The sequence below is a fragment of the Streptomyces sp. NPDC005017 genome (genome assembly GCF_042873115.1).
Classification (GTDB): domain Bacteria; phylum Actinomycetota; class Actinomycetes; order Streptomycetales; family Streptomycetaceae; genus Streptomyces.
The window spans coordinates 38,494-53,350 of the sequence record NZ_JBIALD010000007.1 but is presented as its reverse complement, the minus strand read 5'-3'; the positions used below and the strand labels follow the sequence as shown (position 1 = coordinate 53,350).

12 protein-coding genes are annotated in these 14,857 nt (G+C 70.2%); 10 read left to right on the top strand and 2 right to left on the bottom strand.

Going from position 1 to position 14,857, the window contains the following annotated elements; translation table 11 throughout:
* The first annotated feature begins 76 nt into the window (after positions 1–76).
* The 6 genes from ruvB (at position 77) to ACFYR0_RS12625 (ending at position 8,163) form a co-directional block, all read left to right on the top strand.
* Entirely contained in the window at positions 77–1,147 is a 1,071-nt protein-coding gene (ruvB, locus tag ACFYR0_RS12650; RefSeq protein ID WP_389325599.1) for a Holliday junction branch migration DNA helicase RuvB, read from the top strand.
* A gap of 219 nt (positions 1,148–1,366) precedes the next feature.
* Positions 1,367–1,855, top strand: coding sequence for a preprotein translocase subunit YajC (gene yajC / locus ACFYR0_RS12645; RefSeq protein ID WP_389325595.1), 489 nt, complete (start codon positions 1,367–1,369; stop codon positions 1,853–1,855).
* 128 nt (positions 1,856–1,983) lie between these two features.
* Positions 1,984–3,747, top strand: coding sequence for a protein translocase subunit SecD (secD, locus tag ACFYR0_RS12640; protein WP_389325592.1), 1,764 nt, complete (start codon positions 1,984–1,986; stop codon positions 3,745–3,747).
* Between the two features lies 1 nt (position 3,748).
* On the top strand, positions 3,749–4,855 hold the full coding sequence (gene secF / locus ACFYR0_RS12635) for a protein translocase subunit SecF (protein WP_389325589.1): 1,107 nt from the start codon (positions 3,749–3,751) through the stop codon (positions 4,853–4,855).
* A complete protein-coding gene (locus tag ACFYR0_RS12630; protein ID WP_389325586.1) occupies positions 4,852–5,391 on the top strand; it encodes an adenine phosphoribosyltransferase in 540 nt (179 codons plus the stop codon). Before secF ends, ACFYR0_RS12630 begins: the two co-directional genes overlap by 4 nt.
* A gap of 240 nt (positions 5,392–5,631) precedes the next feature.
* Positions 5,632–8,163, top strand: coding sequence for a RelA/SpoT family protein (locus tag ACFYR0_RS12625; protein WP_389325583.1), 2,532 nt, complete (start codon positions 5,632–5,634; stop codon positions 8,161–8,163).
* 84 nt (positions 8,164–8,247) lie between these two features.
* Here the strand turns inward: ACFYR0_RS12625 and ACFYR0_RS12620 are convergent, their stop codons facing one another.
* Both ACFYR0_RS12620 and ACFYR0_RS12615 read right to left on the bottom strand, forming a co-directional pair.
* Positions 8,248–9,477, bottom strand: coding sequence for a DUF349 domain-containing protein (locus ACFYR0_RS12620; RefSeq protein ID WP_386377218.1), 1,230 nt, complete (start codon positions 9,475–9,477; stop codon positions 8,248–8,250).
* A 134-nt stretch (positions 9,478–9,611) separates the two neighbouring features.
* The gene (locus ACFYR0_RS12615) at positions 9,612–10,427 is read right to left on the bottom strand and encodes a peptidylprolyl isomerase (protein WP_389325579.1); all 816 of its coding nucleotides are present in this window, start codon (positions 10,425–10,427) and stop codon (positions 9,612–9,614) included.
* 139 nt (positions 10,428–10,566) lie between these two features.
* Between ACFYR0_RS12615 and ACFYR0_RS12610 the strand changes: the two genes are divergently transcribed.
* The 4 genes from ACFYR0_RS12610 (at position 10,567) to ACFYR0_RS12595 (ending at position 14,848) form a co-directional block, all read left to right on the top strand.
* The gene (locus tag ACFYR0_RS12610) at positions 10,567–11,274 is read left to right on the top strand and encodes an MBL fold metallo-hydrolase (protein ID WP_386377220.1); all 708 of its coding nucleotides are present in this window, start codon (positions 10,567–10,569) and stop codon (positions 11,272–11,274) included.
* 13 nt (positions 11,275–11,287) lie between these two features.
* Positions 11,288–12,550 (top strand): histidine--tRNA ligase, encoded by a 1,263-nt coding sequence (hisS, locus tag ACFYR0_RS12605; RefSeq protein ID WP_389325576.1) that lies wholly within the window; start codon positions 11,288–11,290, stop codon positions 12,548–12,550.
* Positions 12,551–12,791: 241 nt separating this feature from the next.
* Positions 12,792–13,448: a vitamin K epoxide reductase family protein gene (locus ACFYR0_RS12600; protein WP_389325573.1), complete on the top strand. Its 657-nt coding sequence runs from the start codon at positions 12,792–12,794 to the stop codon at positions 13,446–13,448.
* Between the two features lie 44 nt (positions 13,449–13,492).
* Positions 13,493–14,848 carry a replication-associated recombination protein A gene (locus ACFYR0_RS12595; RefSeq protein WP_389325570.1) on the top strand — a complete coding sequence of 452 codons (1,356 nt, stop codon included), beginning with the start codon at positions 13,493–13,495 and terminating at the stop codon, positions 14,846–14,848.
* Positions 14,849–14,857 lie beyond the last annotated feature (9 nt).

Genomic DNA, 14,857 nt, shown 5'->3' with positions numbered 1-14,857 from the left:
CCGCACCCCGGGCCGGCCCGACCGACCCCGCCGACCCGCCCCGCGCCCGCCGACCCACACCCCTTGAGGCACATCGATGAACTGGGACGACACGACCGACACCCCCGCCGAGGAGCGGCTCGTGGGCTCCGTCGCCGACCGCGAGGACCAGGCCGTGGAAGCCGCCCTGCGCCCCAAGGACCTCGGCGAGTTCATCGGCCAGGAGAAGGTCCGCGAGCAGCTCGACCTCGTGCTGCGCGCCGCCCGCGCGCGTGGCGCCACCGCCGACCACGTCCTGCTCTCCGGCGCCCCCGGTCTCGGCAAGACCACTCTGTCGATGATCATCGCGGCCGAGATGGGCGCCCCGATCCGCATCACCTCCGGGCCCGCCATCCAGCACGCCGGTGACCTCGCCGCGATCCTGTCCTCCCTGCAAGAGGGCGAGGTCCTCTTCCTCGACGAGATCCACCGCATGTCCCGGCCCGCCGAGGAGATGCTGTACATGGCGATGGAGGACTTCCGGGTCGACGTCATCGTCGGCAAGGGCCCCGGCGCCACCGCCATCCCCCTGGAGCTGCCGCCCTTCACCCTGGTCGGCGCCACCACCCGGGCCGGTCTGCTGCCGCCCCCGCTGCGCGACCGCTTCGGCTTCACCGCGCACATGGAGTTCTACGAGCCCGCCGAGCTCCAGCGCGTCGTGCACCGCTCCGCGCATCTGCTCGACGTCGAGATCGACACCGCGGGCGCCGCCGAGATCGCGGGCCGCTCCCGCGGCACCCCCCGGATCGCCAACCGCCTGCTGCGCCGGGTGCGCGACTACGCCCAGGTCAAGGCCGACGGCGTGATCACCAAGGAGATCTCCGCGGCGGCCCTCGCCGTCTACGAGGTCGACGCGCGCGGCCTCGACCGGCTCGACCGTGCCGTCCTGGAAGCCCTGCTGAAGCTGTTCGGCGGCGGCCCGGTCGGCCTGTCCACGCTCGCCGTCGCCGTGGGGGAGGAGCGCGAGACCGTCGAGGAGGTCGCCGAACCCTTCCTCGTAAGAGAGGGACTGCTCGCCCGCACCCCCCGCGGCCGGGTCGCGACCCCTGCCGCGTGGGCGCATCTCGGCCTCACTCCGCCCCGCGCCGCGGGCACGGGAAACGGACAACAAGACCTGTTCGGGGCGTGACGGCAGGGGTTCGACGCACGATCGACGCGGAATCGGTGGCGCCTCGCCGACCGATTGGCAGGGGATTGGCCACGTCAGGAACCCAGGTGCCATGCTGAGCGTTGTTCCATGCACGCGGACTCGCTTAGACTCCGCCGATGCCGCTCCAGTCGGACGGCATGCATACCCCCATCCATCAGGCCGCACACCATCGCGGTCGTGCGAAGGAAGTTCCGACCCGTGAGTCTCGTGACCCTCCTCCCGTTCATCGTGCTCATCGGGGCCATGATCCTGATGACCCGGTCGGCCAAGAAGAAGCAGCAGGCCGCCGTCGACATGCGGAACCAGATGCAGCCCGGTTCCGGTGTGCGCACCATCGGGGGCATGTACGCGACGGTCAAGGAGGTCAACGAGGACACCGTCCTCCTCGACGCCGGACCCGGCGTCGACCTCCTGTTCGCGAAGAACGCCATCGGTGCCGTCCTGACGGACGACGAGTACAACCGCATCGTCCACGGCGTCGAGCACGACCTGAAGTCCGACATCGTCCCGGACGACGCCTCCTCCCTCACCGAGACCGACGACGCCGCCGGCTCCGCCGCCGCCTCCGACGAGTCGTCCGTCGACCTCGGCAAGAAGGACGCGGACGAGAAGCCGTCCGACGACGAGGCCGTCGAGGCCAAGGCAGAAGAGCCGAAGAAGACCGACGGCGACTCCGACGCGAAGTAACCCTGTCCCGGGGCGTGCGGGCCATGCCCGGCCGCCCCGGCACACGTGTCTCTCGCAGGGGATCCCGACACCATGTCATGGCCGCCAGCCGACCCGGCGCGAGGCGGCCCGAGAGGGAGTACGAGAAGGTGGCAGCACCTAAAAAGGGCCGTAAGGCGAGCGCCCAGAGCAAGCCGGGGCGCTCGCTGGCCCTGATCCTGATCGCCATCGTGGCGCTGACCGGCGGCATGTTCGCGACCGGTCACACGACCCCGCGACTCGGTATCGATCTCGCCGGTGGCACCAGCATCACGCTCGAGGCGCGGAGCGGCCAAGAGTCCGCGATCAACAAGACCAACATGAACACCGCGGTCGACATCATGAACCGCCGTGTCAACGGTCTGGGTGTGTCCGAGGCGGAGGTGCAGACCCAGGGCGACCGCAACATCATCGTCAACATCCCCAAGGGCACCAACTCCAAGCAGGCCCGGGATCAGGTCGGCACCACGGCCAAGCTCTACTTCCGCCCCGTGCTCCAGAGCGCGCCCTCCGGCGGCGCGCCCGCCCCGAGCCCGAGCCCGAGCGGCAGTGCGTCGCCCAAGCCCAGCGGCAGCGCCAGCGCCTCCCCGAGCGCGTCGGCCTCCCCCAGCGGCGACGCCGACGGCGACGAGGCCACCCCGTCGGCCTCCGCCACCACGCAGGGCCGTGCCGTCGGCGAGGCCCTGAAGGCCGACCCCTCGCCCTCCGCGAGCACCGCGCCCGCCGCCACGCCGAGCGCCTCCGCCCCGGCGGACGCCGCCACCGACGACAGCAAGCTCCAGGCCCAGTTCGCGGCCCTGGACTGCAGCGACGTCAAGCAGCGCGACGCGGCCGGCAAGAACGCCAAGGCCGGCGCGGCGACCGTCGCCTGCGGCCAGGACGGCGAGCAGTGGATGAAGTTCGTGCTCGGCCCGGTCGCCGTGGACGGCACCGACGTCGACAAGGCGCAGGCCCTCCTCGACACCCAGAGCGGTGCCGGCTGGAAGGTCACGATGGACTTCACCGGCGCAGGCGGCAAGAAGTTCGCGCAGATCACCGGTGACCTCGCCACCAAGCAGTCCCCGCAGAACGAGTTCGCCATCGTCCTGGACGACAAGGTCATCTCGCACCCCTACGTCCGCCAGGCCATCAGCGGCGGCAACGCGGAGATCTCCGGCAACTTCACGCAGCAGGAGGCGCAGGACCTCTCCAACATGCTGTCGTACGGTGCGCTCCCCCTGACCTTCAAGGAAGCCAGCGTCACCACCGTCACGGCCGCGCTGGGCACCGAGCAGCTGCACGCCGGTCTGCTGGCCGGCGCCATCGGCCTCGCCCTGGTCGTGATCTACCTGGTCCTGTACTACCGGGGCCTGTCCCTGATCGCCGTCGCCTCCCTGCTGGTGTCCGCCGCGCTCACCTACGTGATCATGTCGCTGCTCGGCCCGGCCATCGGCTTCGCGCTGAACCTGCCCGCGGTCTGTGGTGCCATCGTCGCGATCGGTATCACAGCGGACTCGTTCATCGTGTACTTCGAACGCATCCGGGACGAGATCCGCGAGGGCCGCTCGCTGCGCCCCGCCGTCGAGCGCGCCTGGCCGCGGGCCCGGCGCACCATCCTGGTCTCCGACTTCGTGTCGTTCCTGGCCGCTGCGGTGCTGTTCATCGTCACCGTCGGCAAGGTCCAGGGCTTCGCGTTCACGCTCGGTCTGACGACCGTGCTCGACGTCGTCGTGGTCTTCTTCTTCACCAAGCCGCTGATGACGATCCTCGCCCGCACCAAGTTCTTCGGCGGCGGCCACAAGTGGTCCGGTCTCGACCCGAAGAGCCTGGGCGCCCAGCCGCCGCTGCGCCGCACCCGCCGTCCCGTCGCCCCCGTCGACCCGAAGGAGGCGTGAGATGTCGAAGCTCGGCAACCTCGGCGCCCGACTGCACCGCGGTGAGGTCAGCTACGACTTCATCGGCCACCGCAAGCTGTGGTACGGCATCTCGATCCTGATCACCATCACGGCCATCCTCGGCCTGACGGTGCGCGGCCTGAACATGGGCATCGACTTCCAGGGCGGCGCCGTCTTCACCACTCCGAAGACCAGCGTCTCGGTCGCCGAGGCCGAGGACTTCGCCGAGGAGGCGTCCGGCCACACGGCGGTCGTGCAGAAGCTCGGCAACGGCACCCTGCGCATCCAGATCGCCGGCATGGACACCCAGCAGTCCGACCAGATCAAGGACAAGCTGGCGGAGGACTTCAAGGTCGACAGCGAGAAGATCGCCGCCGACCTCGTCGGCCCGAGCTGGGGCGACCAGATCGCCAACAAGGCCTGGCAGGGCCTGGCGATCTTCATGGTCCTCGTCGTGATCTATCTGGCGATCGCGTTCGAATGGCGTATGGCCATCGCCGCGCTCATCGCCCTGATCCACGACATCACCATCACCGTCGGCATCTACGCCCTGGTGGGCTTCGAGGTCACGCCGGGCACGGTGATCGGTCTGCTCACGATCCTCGGTTACTCGCTCTACGACACGGTCGTCGTCTTCGACAGCCTCAAGGAGCAGACGAAGGACATCACCAAGCAGACCCGCTTCACCTACAGCGACATCGCCAACCAGTCGATCAACGGCACCCTGGTGCGTTCCATCAACACCACGGTGGTCGCGCTGCTGCCGGTCGCGGGCCTGCTGTTCATCGGTGGCGGTGTCCTCGGGGCGGGCACGCTCAACGACATCTCGCTGTCGCTGTTCGTCGGCCTCGCCGCCGGTGCGTACTCCTCGATCTTCATCGCCACGCCGCTCGTCGCCGACCTCAAGGAGCTCGAGCCGCAGATGAAGGCGCTGCGCAAGCGCGTCCTCGCCAAGCGCGCCCAGGGCGAACAGGGCGACCCGTTGCCCGCCACCGCCGAGGGGGCGTACGAGGACGAGGACGAGGCCGCCCCCGCGGTCGTCGGCCCGCGTGCCCAGGCCGCCCGCGGCCGCGGCACCCGGGGCCGTCCCTCCGGGAAGCGCCGATGACCGAGATCCGGGAGCTGCTCCTCAGCCGTATCCGTGAGGTGGCCGACTACCCGGAGCCGGGCGTGATGTTCAAGGACATCACCCCGCTGCTCGCGGACCCGGCGGCCTTCACGGCGCTGACCGACGCGTTCGCGGAGATCGCCCGGCGCACCGGGGCCACCAAGGTCGTCGGCCTGGAGGCCCGCGGCTTCATCCTCGGTGCCCCGGTCGCCGTACGCGCGGGCGTCGGCTTCATCCCCGTGCGCAAGGCGGGCAAGCTCCCCGGAGCGACCCTCAGCCAGGCGTACGACCTGGAGTACGGCTCGGCCGAGATCGAGGTGCACGCCGAGGACCTGTCGGCCGTCGACCGGGTCCTGGTCGTCGACGACGTCCTGGCCACCGGGGGGACGGCGGAGGCGTCGATCCAGCTGATCCAGCGCGCGGGCGCCGAGGTCGCCGGGGTCGCCGTACTGATGGAGCTCGGTTTCCTCGCGGGCCGCACCCGACTGGAGACGGCCCTCGCCGGGGCGCCCCTGGAGGCGCTGCTCACCATCTGAGCGGAACTGCGCAGTATCGGTGCACGGGCGTCCGCGGCTTCGGCCGCGGGCGCCCGTTCCCTTACGAAACAGCAGGTCACACAGGGATACGGCGGGCCCGGAGGAATCCGGAGCCCGCCCTCGCTGTTTGTCGGTGTACAGGCGACCGCCGGGCCTGAAGGCGATCCTGCGGCCCAGCATCGCTACCATGGGGGCTCCGGAGCCTGACCGGGGGACCCGGAAAGCGCACGAGGAGCCCTCTTGCCAGACGAGGCCCAGCACCTGACCGCCGCCAAGCCCGAGCGCGCCTCGGAGCCCGCGGCCCCGCCCGCGTCGCACGCGAAGGACGACAACGGCGGGACGGTCGAGCACGCCCAGTCCGCGCCGGTCGAACGGCCGGCCGAGGCAGCGCGCCCCAAACCGGTTCCCGCCGAGCGCCCCGCGCCCACGCCCCCGATCCGCCCCGCGGCCGCCCAGCCGCAGGCCCGCTCCGGCTCCTCCAACCGGGTCCGCGCCCGCCTCGCCCGGCTCGGCGTCCAGCGCGCCAACCCCTACAACCCGGTCCTGGAACCGCTGCTGCGGATAGTCCGCAGCAACGACCCCAAGATCGAGACGTCGACGCTGCGCCAGATCGAGAAGGCGTATCAGGTCGCCGAGCGCTGGCACCGGGGCCAGAAGCGCAAGAGCGGCGACCCGTACATCACGCACCCGCTCGCCGTGACCACGATCCTCGCCGAGCTGGGCATGGATCCGGCCACCCTCATGGCGGGCCTGCTGCACGACACCGTCGAGGACACCGAGTACGGCCTGGAGGACCTGCGCCGCGACTTCGGCGACGTCGTCACCCTGCTCGTCGACGGCGTCACCAAGCTGGACAAGGTCAAGTTCGGCGAGGCCGCACAGGCCGAGACCGTGCGCAAGATGGTCGTGGCGATGGCCAAGGACCCCCGCGTACTGGTCATCAAGCTCGCCGACCGCCTGCACAACATGCGCACCATGCGCTACCTCAAGCGCGAGAAGCAGGAGAAGAAGGCGCGCGAGACCCTGGAGATCTACGCGCCCCTCGCCCACCGCCTGGGCATGAACACCATCAAATGGGAGCTGGAGGACCTCGCGTTCGCGATCCTCTACCCCAAGATGTACGACGAGATCGTCCGGCTGGTGGCCGAAAGGGCACCCAAGCGTGACGAGTACCTGGCCATAGTGACCGACGAGGTCCAGCAGGACCTGCGCGCGGCCCGCATCAAGGCCACCGTCACCGGCCGGCCCAAGCACTACTACAGCGTCTACCAGAAGATGATCGTCCGCGGCCGTGACTTCGCGGAGATCTACGACCTGGTCGGCATCCGCGTCCTCGTGGACACCGTCCGCGACTGCTACGCGGCCCTCGGCACCGTGCACGCGCGCTGGAACCCGGTCCCCGGCCGGTTCAAGGACTACATCGCGATGCCGAAGTTCAACATGTACCAGTCGCTGCACACGACGGTCATCGGCCCCAACGGCAAGCCCGTCGAGCTCCAGATCCGCACGTTCGACATGCACCGCCGCGCCGAGTACGGCATCGCCGCGCACTGGAAGTACAAGCAGGAGGCCGTCGCGGGCGCCTCCAAGGTCCGCACCGACGCGCCCAAGTCGTCCGGCAAGGACAAGGACGCCATCAACGACATGGCGTGGCTGCGGCAGCTGCTGGACTGGCAGAAGGAGACCGAGGACCCGGGCGAGTTCCTGGAGTCCCTGCGCTTCGACCTCTCCCGCAACGAGGTCTTCGTCTTCACCCCCAAGGGCGACGTCATAGCGCTCCCCGCGGGCGCCACCCCGGTCGACTTCGCCTACGCCGTCCACACCGAGGTCGGCCACCGCACGATAGGAGCACGGGTCAACGGCCGCCTGGTCCCGCTGGAGTCCACCCTGGACAACGGCGACCTGGTGGAGGTCTTCACCTCCAAGGCCGCGGGCGCCGGCCCCTCCCGCGACTGGCTGGGCTTCGTCAAGTCGCCCCGGGCGCGCAACAAGATCCGCGCCTGGTTCTCCAAGGAGCGCCGCGACGAGGCCATCGAGCATGGCAAGGACGCCATCGTCCGCGCGATGCGCAAGCAGAACCTGCCGATCCAGCGCATCCTCACCGGCGACTCCCTCGTCACCCTCGCGCACGAGATGCGCTACTCGGACATCTCCGCGCTGTACGCGGCGATCGGCGAGGGCCACGTCTCCGCGCAGCACATCGTGCAGAAGCTCGTCCAGGCCTTCGGCGGGGAGGAGGCGGCCACCGAGGAGATCGACGAGAGCGTGCCGCCCGCCCGCGGGCGCAGCCGCAAGCGCCGCTCCAGCGCCGACCCAGGCGTGGTCGTCAAGGGCGTCGACGACGTGTGGGTCAAGCTGGCCCGCTGCTGTACGCCCGTGCCCGGCGACCCGATCATCGGCTTCGTCACCCGCGGTAGTGGCGTATCGGTTCACCGCACCGACTGCGTCAACGTGGAGTCACTGTCCCGCGAGCCCGAGCGCATCCTCGAGGTGGAGTGGGCGCCGACGCAGTCCTCGGTGTTCCTGGTCGCCATCCAGGTCGAGGCCCTGGACCGGTCCCGGCTGCTGTCGGACGTCACCCGGGTTCTCTCCGACCAGCACGTCAACATCCTCTCCGCGGCCGTCCAGACGTCCCGCGACCGGGTGGCCACCTCCCGCTTCACCTTCGAGATGGGCGACCCCAAGCACCTCGGCCACGTCCTGAAGGCGGTACGCGGCGTGGAGGGCGTCTACGACGTCTACCGGGTGACCTCGGCCCGCAGCCGGTCGTAACGCCTCCACGGCAACGCCTCCACGGCACGGGAAAGGGGCTCCCCGCGGGGAGCCCCTTCCACGTGGTCCATCCGGAGGGCGGCGTCAGCCGCCGAACTCCTGAAGACCCTTCAGAGCCTGGTCCAGCAGCGCCTGGCGGCCCTCCAGCTCACGCTCCAGCTTGTCGGCCTTGGCGTTGTTGCCCTGGGCACGCGCCTGGTCGATCTGACCGCGCAGCTTGTCCACGGCGGCCTGGAGCTGCCCGGTCAGACCCGCGGCACGCGCGCGTGCCTCCGGGTTCGTCCGGCGCCACTCGGCCTCCTCGGCCTCCTGGATCGCCCGCTCGACCGCGTGCATCCGGCCCTCGACCTTCGGCCGGGCGTCACGCGGGACATGACCGATGGCCTCCCAGCGCTCGTTGACCGACCGGAACGCGGCACGCGCCGCCTTCAGGTCCGTCACGGGGAGGATCTTCTCGGCCTCCTCGGCCAGCTCCTCCTTGAGCTTGAGGTTCTCCGACTGCTCCGCGTCCCGCTCGGCGAACACCGAGCCCCGCGCCGCGAAGAACACGTCCTGGGCGCCGCGGAAGCGGTTCCACAGGTCGTCCTCGTGCTCGCGCTGCGCCCGGCCAGCCGCCTTCCACTCGGTCATCAGATCGCGGTACCGCGCGGCCGTCGGACCCCAGTCCGTGGAGTTCGACAGGGCCTCGGCCTCCGCGACCAGCCGCTCCTTGGTCCGGCGGGCCTCCTCGCGCTGCGCGTCCAGCTGCGCGAAGTGCCCCTTGCGCCGCTTGGAGAACGCGGAGCGCGCGTGCGAGAAGCGGTGCCACAGCTCGTCGTCCGACTTGCGGTCGAGACGCGGCAGCCCCTTCCAGGTGTCCACCAGCGCGCGCAGCCGCTCTCCGGCCGCCCGCCACTGGTCGGACTGCGCCAGCTCCTCGGCCTCGACGACCAGCGCCTCCTTGGCGTGGCGGGCCTCGTCCGTCTGCTTGGCCCGCTGCGCCTTGCGCTCCTCGCGACGCGACTCGACCGTGCCCCCGAGCTTGTCCAGCCGGACCCGCAGCGCGTCCAGATCGCCGACCGCGTGGTGCGCCTCCACCTGCTCGCGCAAATGGTCGATGGCGGTCTGGGCGTCCTTCGCCGACAGGTCGGTGGTCTTCACCCGCTTCTCGAGGAGGCCGATCTCGACAACCAAGCCCTCGTACTTGCGCTCGAAGTAGGCCAGCGCCTCCTCAGGAGTGCCGGCCTGCCAGGAACCGACGACCTGCTCGCCCTCGGCCGTACGCACGTACACGGTCCCCGTCTCGTCGACGCGGCCCCACGGGTCGCTGCTCACAGCGCCTCCTCCACATGATGCCTGCGAGGGGCCTCGAGCCCCCGGGCATCGTCCACAGTTTCGTCACGGCCAACATAGGCGACCGGCGGGGCGCCTGTCCGCATCCCGCGCGACCGAAGTTCCGCAGTTGGCGGTCAGGATCTGGCGACCGTCGCCTTGTCGATCACCACGGTCGCGTTCGGTGCGCCGTCCCCGGCGCCCGTGTTCTCGCCCGCCGCGGCGATCTTCTTCAGCACCGTCATGCCCGACTCGGAAACGGTACCGAACGGGGTGTAGCTGGGCGGCAGCTGGCTGTCCTGGTAGACGAGGAAGAACTGGCTTCCGCCGCTGTGCGCCTGCCCGGTGTTCGCCATCGCAACCGTGCCCGCCGGGTAGACCCCGCCCTTGAGGCTCTTGTCCTTCAGGTTCTCGTCCGGGATGGTGTAGCCCGGACCGCCGCTGCCGCTGCCCGTCGGGTCGCCGCACTGGAGCACGAAGATGCCGTTGGTGGTGAGCCGGTGGCACTTGGTGTGGTCGAAGTAGCCCTTGCCGGCCAGGAAGTCGAACGAGTTCACGGTGTGCGGGGCCGCCGACGCGTTCAGCGCGATGTCTATGTCACCGCACGTCGTGGCGAGCTTCATCGTGTACTTCGCCGACTTGTCGACGGCGACCGCCGGCTCCTTCTTCCACGTCTGCGTCTTGACCGCGCCCTCGGCGGGCTTCTCGCAGGGGTCCTTCGGCGCGCTCGGCGTCGGCTCCGCGCTCGCGCTCGCGTTGGCCTTGTCGTCCTTGTCGTCCTTCAGCACCCCGGTCGTGTACAGCGCGAGGCTGCCCACCAGGACCACGCCGAGCACCGATGCGACGACCGCGTTGCGGACCTTCGCCTTGCGCCGTGCGTCGGTGCGCCGCTGCTGCTGCCGCAAGAACTTCTCCCGGGCGAGCTGGCGCCGCCGCTGTTCCTGGGTGACCACGGGGTTGTCTCCTCGTACGTCCGTCTGTGTTGCCCCGTACCGTATATGGGTTCGCTGAGGAATCGGCAGCGCCGGTAGTCTCTGACCTCAGGCGTAGCCCAATCGCAAGCCACCCGAACCGACACAACGAAGGACGATCGTGCTCATTGCCGGGTTCCCCGCCGGGGCCTGGGGGACGAACTGCTACCTCGTCGCCCCCGCCGCCGGTGAGGAGTGCGTGATCATCGACCCGGGCCATCAGGCGGCCCCCGGAGTCGAGGAAGCACTGAAGAAGCATCGGCTCAAGCCCGTCGCCGTCGTCCTCACCCACGGCCACATCGACCATGTGGCCTCGGTCGTCCCGGTCTGCGGAGCGCACGACGTACCGGCCTGGATCCACCCCGAGGACCGGTACATGATGAGCGACCCGGAGAAGGCGCTCGGCCGCTCCATCGGCATGCCGCTGATGGGCGAGTTGACCGTGGGGGAGCCGGACGACGTCAAGGAGCTCACCGACGGCGCCAGGCTGGAGCTGGCCGGCATGGAGCTGACCGTGGCGCACGCGCCCGGCCATACCAAGGGGTCGGTGACCTTCGGCATGCCCGAGGCGGCGGACATCCCGCCGATCCTGTTCTCGGGCGATCTGCTGTTCGCCGGCTCCATCGGACGCACCGACCTGCCCGGCGGTGACATGGCCGAGATGCTCGACTCGCTGGCCCGCGTGTGCCTGCCGCTCGAGGACTCGACCGTGGTGCTGTCCGGCCACGGCCCCCAGACGACCATCGGCCGGGAGCGCGCCACCAACCCGTATCTGCGGCAGGTGGCGGCCGGCCAGGGAGCGACCGAGGCTCCCCGACGAGGAATGTGACGAGAGACTTTCCGTGAGCACCTTCAAGGCCCCCAAGGGCACGTACGACCTGATCCCGCCGGACAGCGCCAAGTACCTCGCCGTCCGCGAGGCCATCGCCGCCCCCCTGCGCAACTCCGGCTACGGCTACATCGAGACGCCCGGCTTCGAGAACGTCGAGCTGTTCGCGCGCGGTGTCGGCGAGTCCACCGACATCGTCACCAAGGAGATGTACGCCTTCGAGACCAAGGGCGGCGACCGGCTCGCCCTGCGTCCCGAGGGCACCGCGTCCGTGCTGCGCGCCGCCCTGGAGGCCAGCCTGCACAAGGCGGGCAACCTCCCGGTCAAGCTCTGGTACTCCGGCTCGTACTACCGCTACGAGCGCCCCCAGAAGGGCCGTTACCGCCACTTCTCCCAGGTCGGCGCCGAGGCGATCGGAGCCGAGGACCCGGCCCTGGACGCCGAGCTGATCATCCTGGCCGACCAGGCGTACCGCTCGCTGGGCCTCAGCAACTTCCGCATCCTGCTCAACAGCCTCGGCGACAAGGAGTGCCGTCCCGTCTACCGGGCCGCCCTCCAGGACTTCCTGCGCGGTCTCGACCTCGACGAGGACACCCTGCGCCGCGCGGACATCAACCCGCTGCGCGTCCTCGACGACAAGCGCCCGGACGTCCAGAAGCAGCTCACCGACGCGCCCCTGCTGCGCGACTACCTGTGCGACGCCTGCAAGGCCTACCACGAGGAGGTCCGCGAGCTGATCACGGCCGCCGGGGTCGCCTTCGAGGACGACGCCAAGCTGGTGCGCGGCCTGGACTACTACACCCGTACGACCTTCGAGTTCGTCCACGACGGCCTGGGCTCCCAGTCCGCGGTGGGCGGCGGCGGCCGCTACGACGGTCTGTCCGAGATGATCGGCGGCCCCGCGCTGCCCTCCGTCGGCTGGGCCCTCGGCGTCGACCGCACGGTCCTCGCACTGGAGGCCGAGGGCGTCGAGCTCGAACTGCCCGCATCCACCAGCGTGTTCGCCGTCCCGCTCGGCGAGGAGGCCCGCCGGGTGCTGTTCGCCAAGGTCACCGAGCTGCGCAGGGCCGGGATCGCGGCGGACTTCTCCTACGGCGCCAAGGGCCTGAAAGGCGCCATGAAGAACGCCAACCGCTCGGGCGCCCGCTACACGGTCGTGGCCGGTGAGCGCGACCTCGCCGAGGGCGTCGTCCAGCTCAAGGACATGGAGTCCGGCGAGCAGTCGGCGGTCGGCGTGAACGAGATCGTCGCCGAACTCGCGGCGCGGCTCGGCTGAGCACGCGCGCGTGACGTGAGAAGGGCGCCCGGGGCCGGACGGCACCGGGCGCCCTTTCGCATGCCTGTCCGGACACGCACCCGCGAGGTGCGCCGGGTGTCCGGACACCAGTCCAGAGCCGAACGCTCCCGGCTGAACGGACGTACTTCCTTATGCGGAGCGAACGGTGCGCACACAGGCGAGTGCGGCACAATGACCCTGCCCGAAGATGTTCCACCTCTCCAGTGACGGAATCGGCGTGATGAGCAAGACGACACTCCAGGACGTCTCGACGGAGCCCGAGCCCCGGTCCGCCGTCGTGGAGCCACGCACGGCCGGCGGCAGCCGCGCCTTCGCCCTGCTGCTCGTGATCACGGGCGCGCTGGGCCTGCTGGCCGCCTGGGTCATCACGATCGACAAGTTCAAGCTGCTGGAGGCGAAGGCCGAGGGCAAGACCTTCACGCCCGGGTGCAGTCTCAACCCGGTGGTCTCCTGCGGCAGCGTGATGGAGAGCGACCAGGCCTCCGTCTTCGGCTTCCCCAACCCGATGCTCGGCCTCGTCGCCTACGGCATCGTGATCGGCGTCGGCGTCAGCCTGCTGGCCCGCGCCCGTTTCCCGCGCTGGTACTGGCTCACCTTCAACGCCGGAACCCTCTTCGGCGTCGGCTTCTGCGCCTGGCTGATGTTCCAGTCGCTGTACCGGATCAACGCCCTGTGCCTGTGGTGCTGCCTGGCCTGGGTCGCCACGATCCTCATGTTCTGGTACGTGACCTCGTTCAACATCCGCAACGGCTTCCTGCCCGCCCCGAACTGGCTCAAGAGCTTCTTCGGCGAGTTCACCTGGGTCATGCCCGTGCTGCACATCGGCATCATCGGCATGCTGATCCTGACCCGCTGGTGGGACTTCTGGACCAGCTGACAGCCCGGAGGGGATTGTCAGTGCGGTGATTTAGGGTTTCTCCCGTGGAGCCCGATCTGTTCACCGCCGCAGCCGAAGAACGCCAGGAGAAGGACCCGACGAGCAGTCCCCTGGCGGTCCGTATGCGCCCGCGCGGCCTCGACGAGGTCGTGGGCCAGCAGCACCTGCTCAAGCCGGGCTCCCCCTTGCGCAGACTCGTCGGCGAGGGCGCCGGGGGACCGGCAGGACCCTCCTCGGTGATCCTCTGGGGCCCGCCCGGCACCGGCAAGACCACCCTCGCCTACGTCGTCTCCAAGGCCACCGACAAGCGCTTCGTGGAGCTCTCCGCGATCACCGCGGGCGTCAAGGAGGTCCGCGCGGTCATCGACGGCGCCCGCCGCGCCACCGGTGGCTACGGCAAGGAGACCGTCCTCTTCCTCGACGAGATCCACCGCTTCAGCAAGGCCCAGCAGGACTCCCTCCTCCCGGCCGTGGAGAACCGCTGGGTGACCCTGATCGCGGCGACCACCGAGAACCCGTACTTCTCGGTGATCTCGCCCCTGCTGTCCCGCTCCCTGCTGCTCACCCTGGAACCCCTCACCGACGACGACGTCCGGGACCTGCTCAAGCGCGCCCTGACCGACGAGCGCGGTCTCAGGGACACGGTCGGCCTTCCCGACGAGGCCGCCGACCATCTGCTGCGCATCGCCGGGGGCGACGCGCGCCGGGCCCTGACCGCCCTGGAGGCCGCCGCCGGGGCCGCCCTGGACAAGGGCGAGGGGGAAATCTCCCTCACCACCCTGGAGGAGACCGTCGACCGCGCGGCCGTGAAGTACGACCGCGACGGCGACCAGCACTACGACGTGGCCAGCGCCCTGATCAAGTCGATCCGCGGCTCCGACGTCGACGCCGCCCTGCACTATCTGGCCCGGATGATCGAGGCCGGCGAGGACCCCCGCTTCATCGCCCGCCGCCTGATGATCTCCGCCAGCGAGGACATCGGCCTGGCCGACCCGAACGCACTGCCCATAGCCGTGGCGGCCGCCCAGGCCGTCGCGATGATCGGCTTCCCCGAAGCCGCCCTCACCCTCAGCCACGCCACGATCGCACTCGCCCTCGCGCCGAAGTCCAACGCCGCGACGACCGCGATCGGCGCCGCCCTGGACGACGTACGCAAGGGACTGGCCGGTCCCGTGCCGGCGCATCTGCGCGACGGGCACTACAAGGGCGCGGCGAAGCTGGGCCACGCGCAGGGGTATGTGTACCCGCACGACCTGCCCGAGGGCATCGCGGGCCAGCAGTACGCGCCGGACGCCCTGAAGGACCGCGAGTACTACACCCCGACCAGACACGGCGGCGAGGCCCGGTACGCGGACGCGGTGGAGTGGACCCGTCAGCACCTCGGTCGCAGGCGGTCGTGACCAGCCTGT

Coding starts and splice junctions, on each gene's coding strand:
- ruvB (WP_389325599.1), top strand. CDS start 77: ATGAACTGGGACGACACGACCGACACCCCCGCCGAGGAGCGGCTCGTG.
- secF (WP_389325589.1), top strand. CDS start 3,749: ATGTCGAAGCTCGGCAACCTCGGCGCCCGACTGCACCGCGGTGAGGTC.
- ACFYR0_RS12630 (WP_389325586.1), top strand. CDS start 4,852: ATGACCGAGATCCGGGAGCTGCTCCTCAGCCGTATCCGTGAGGTGGCC.
- ACFYR0_RS12600 (WP_389325573.1), top strand. CDS start 12,792: ATGAGCAAGACGACACTCCAGGACGTCTCGACGGAGCCCGAGCCCCGG.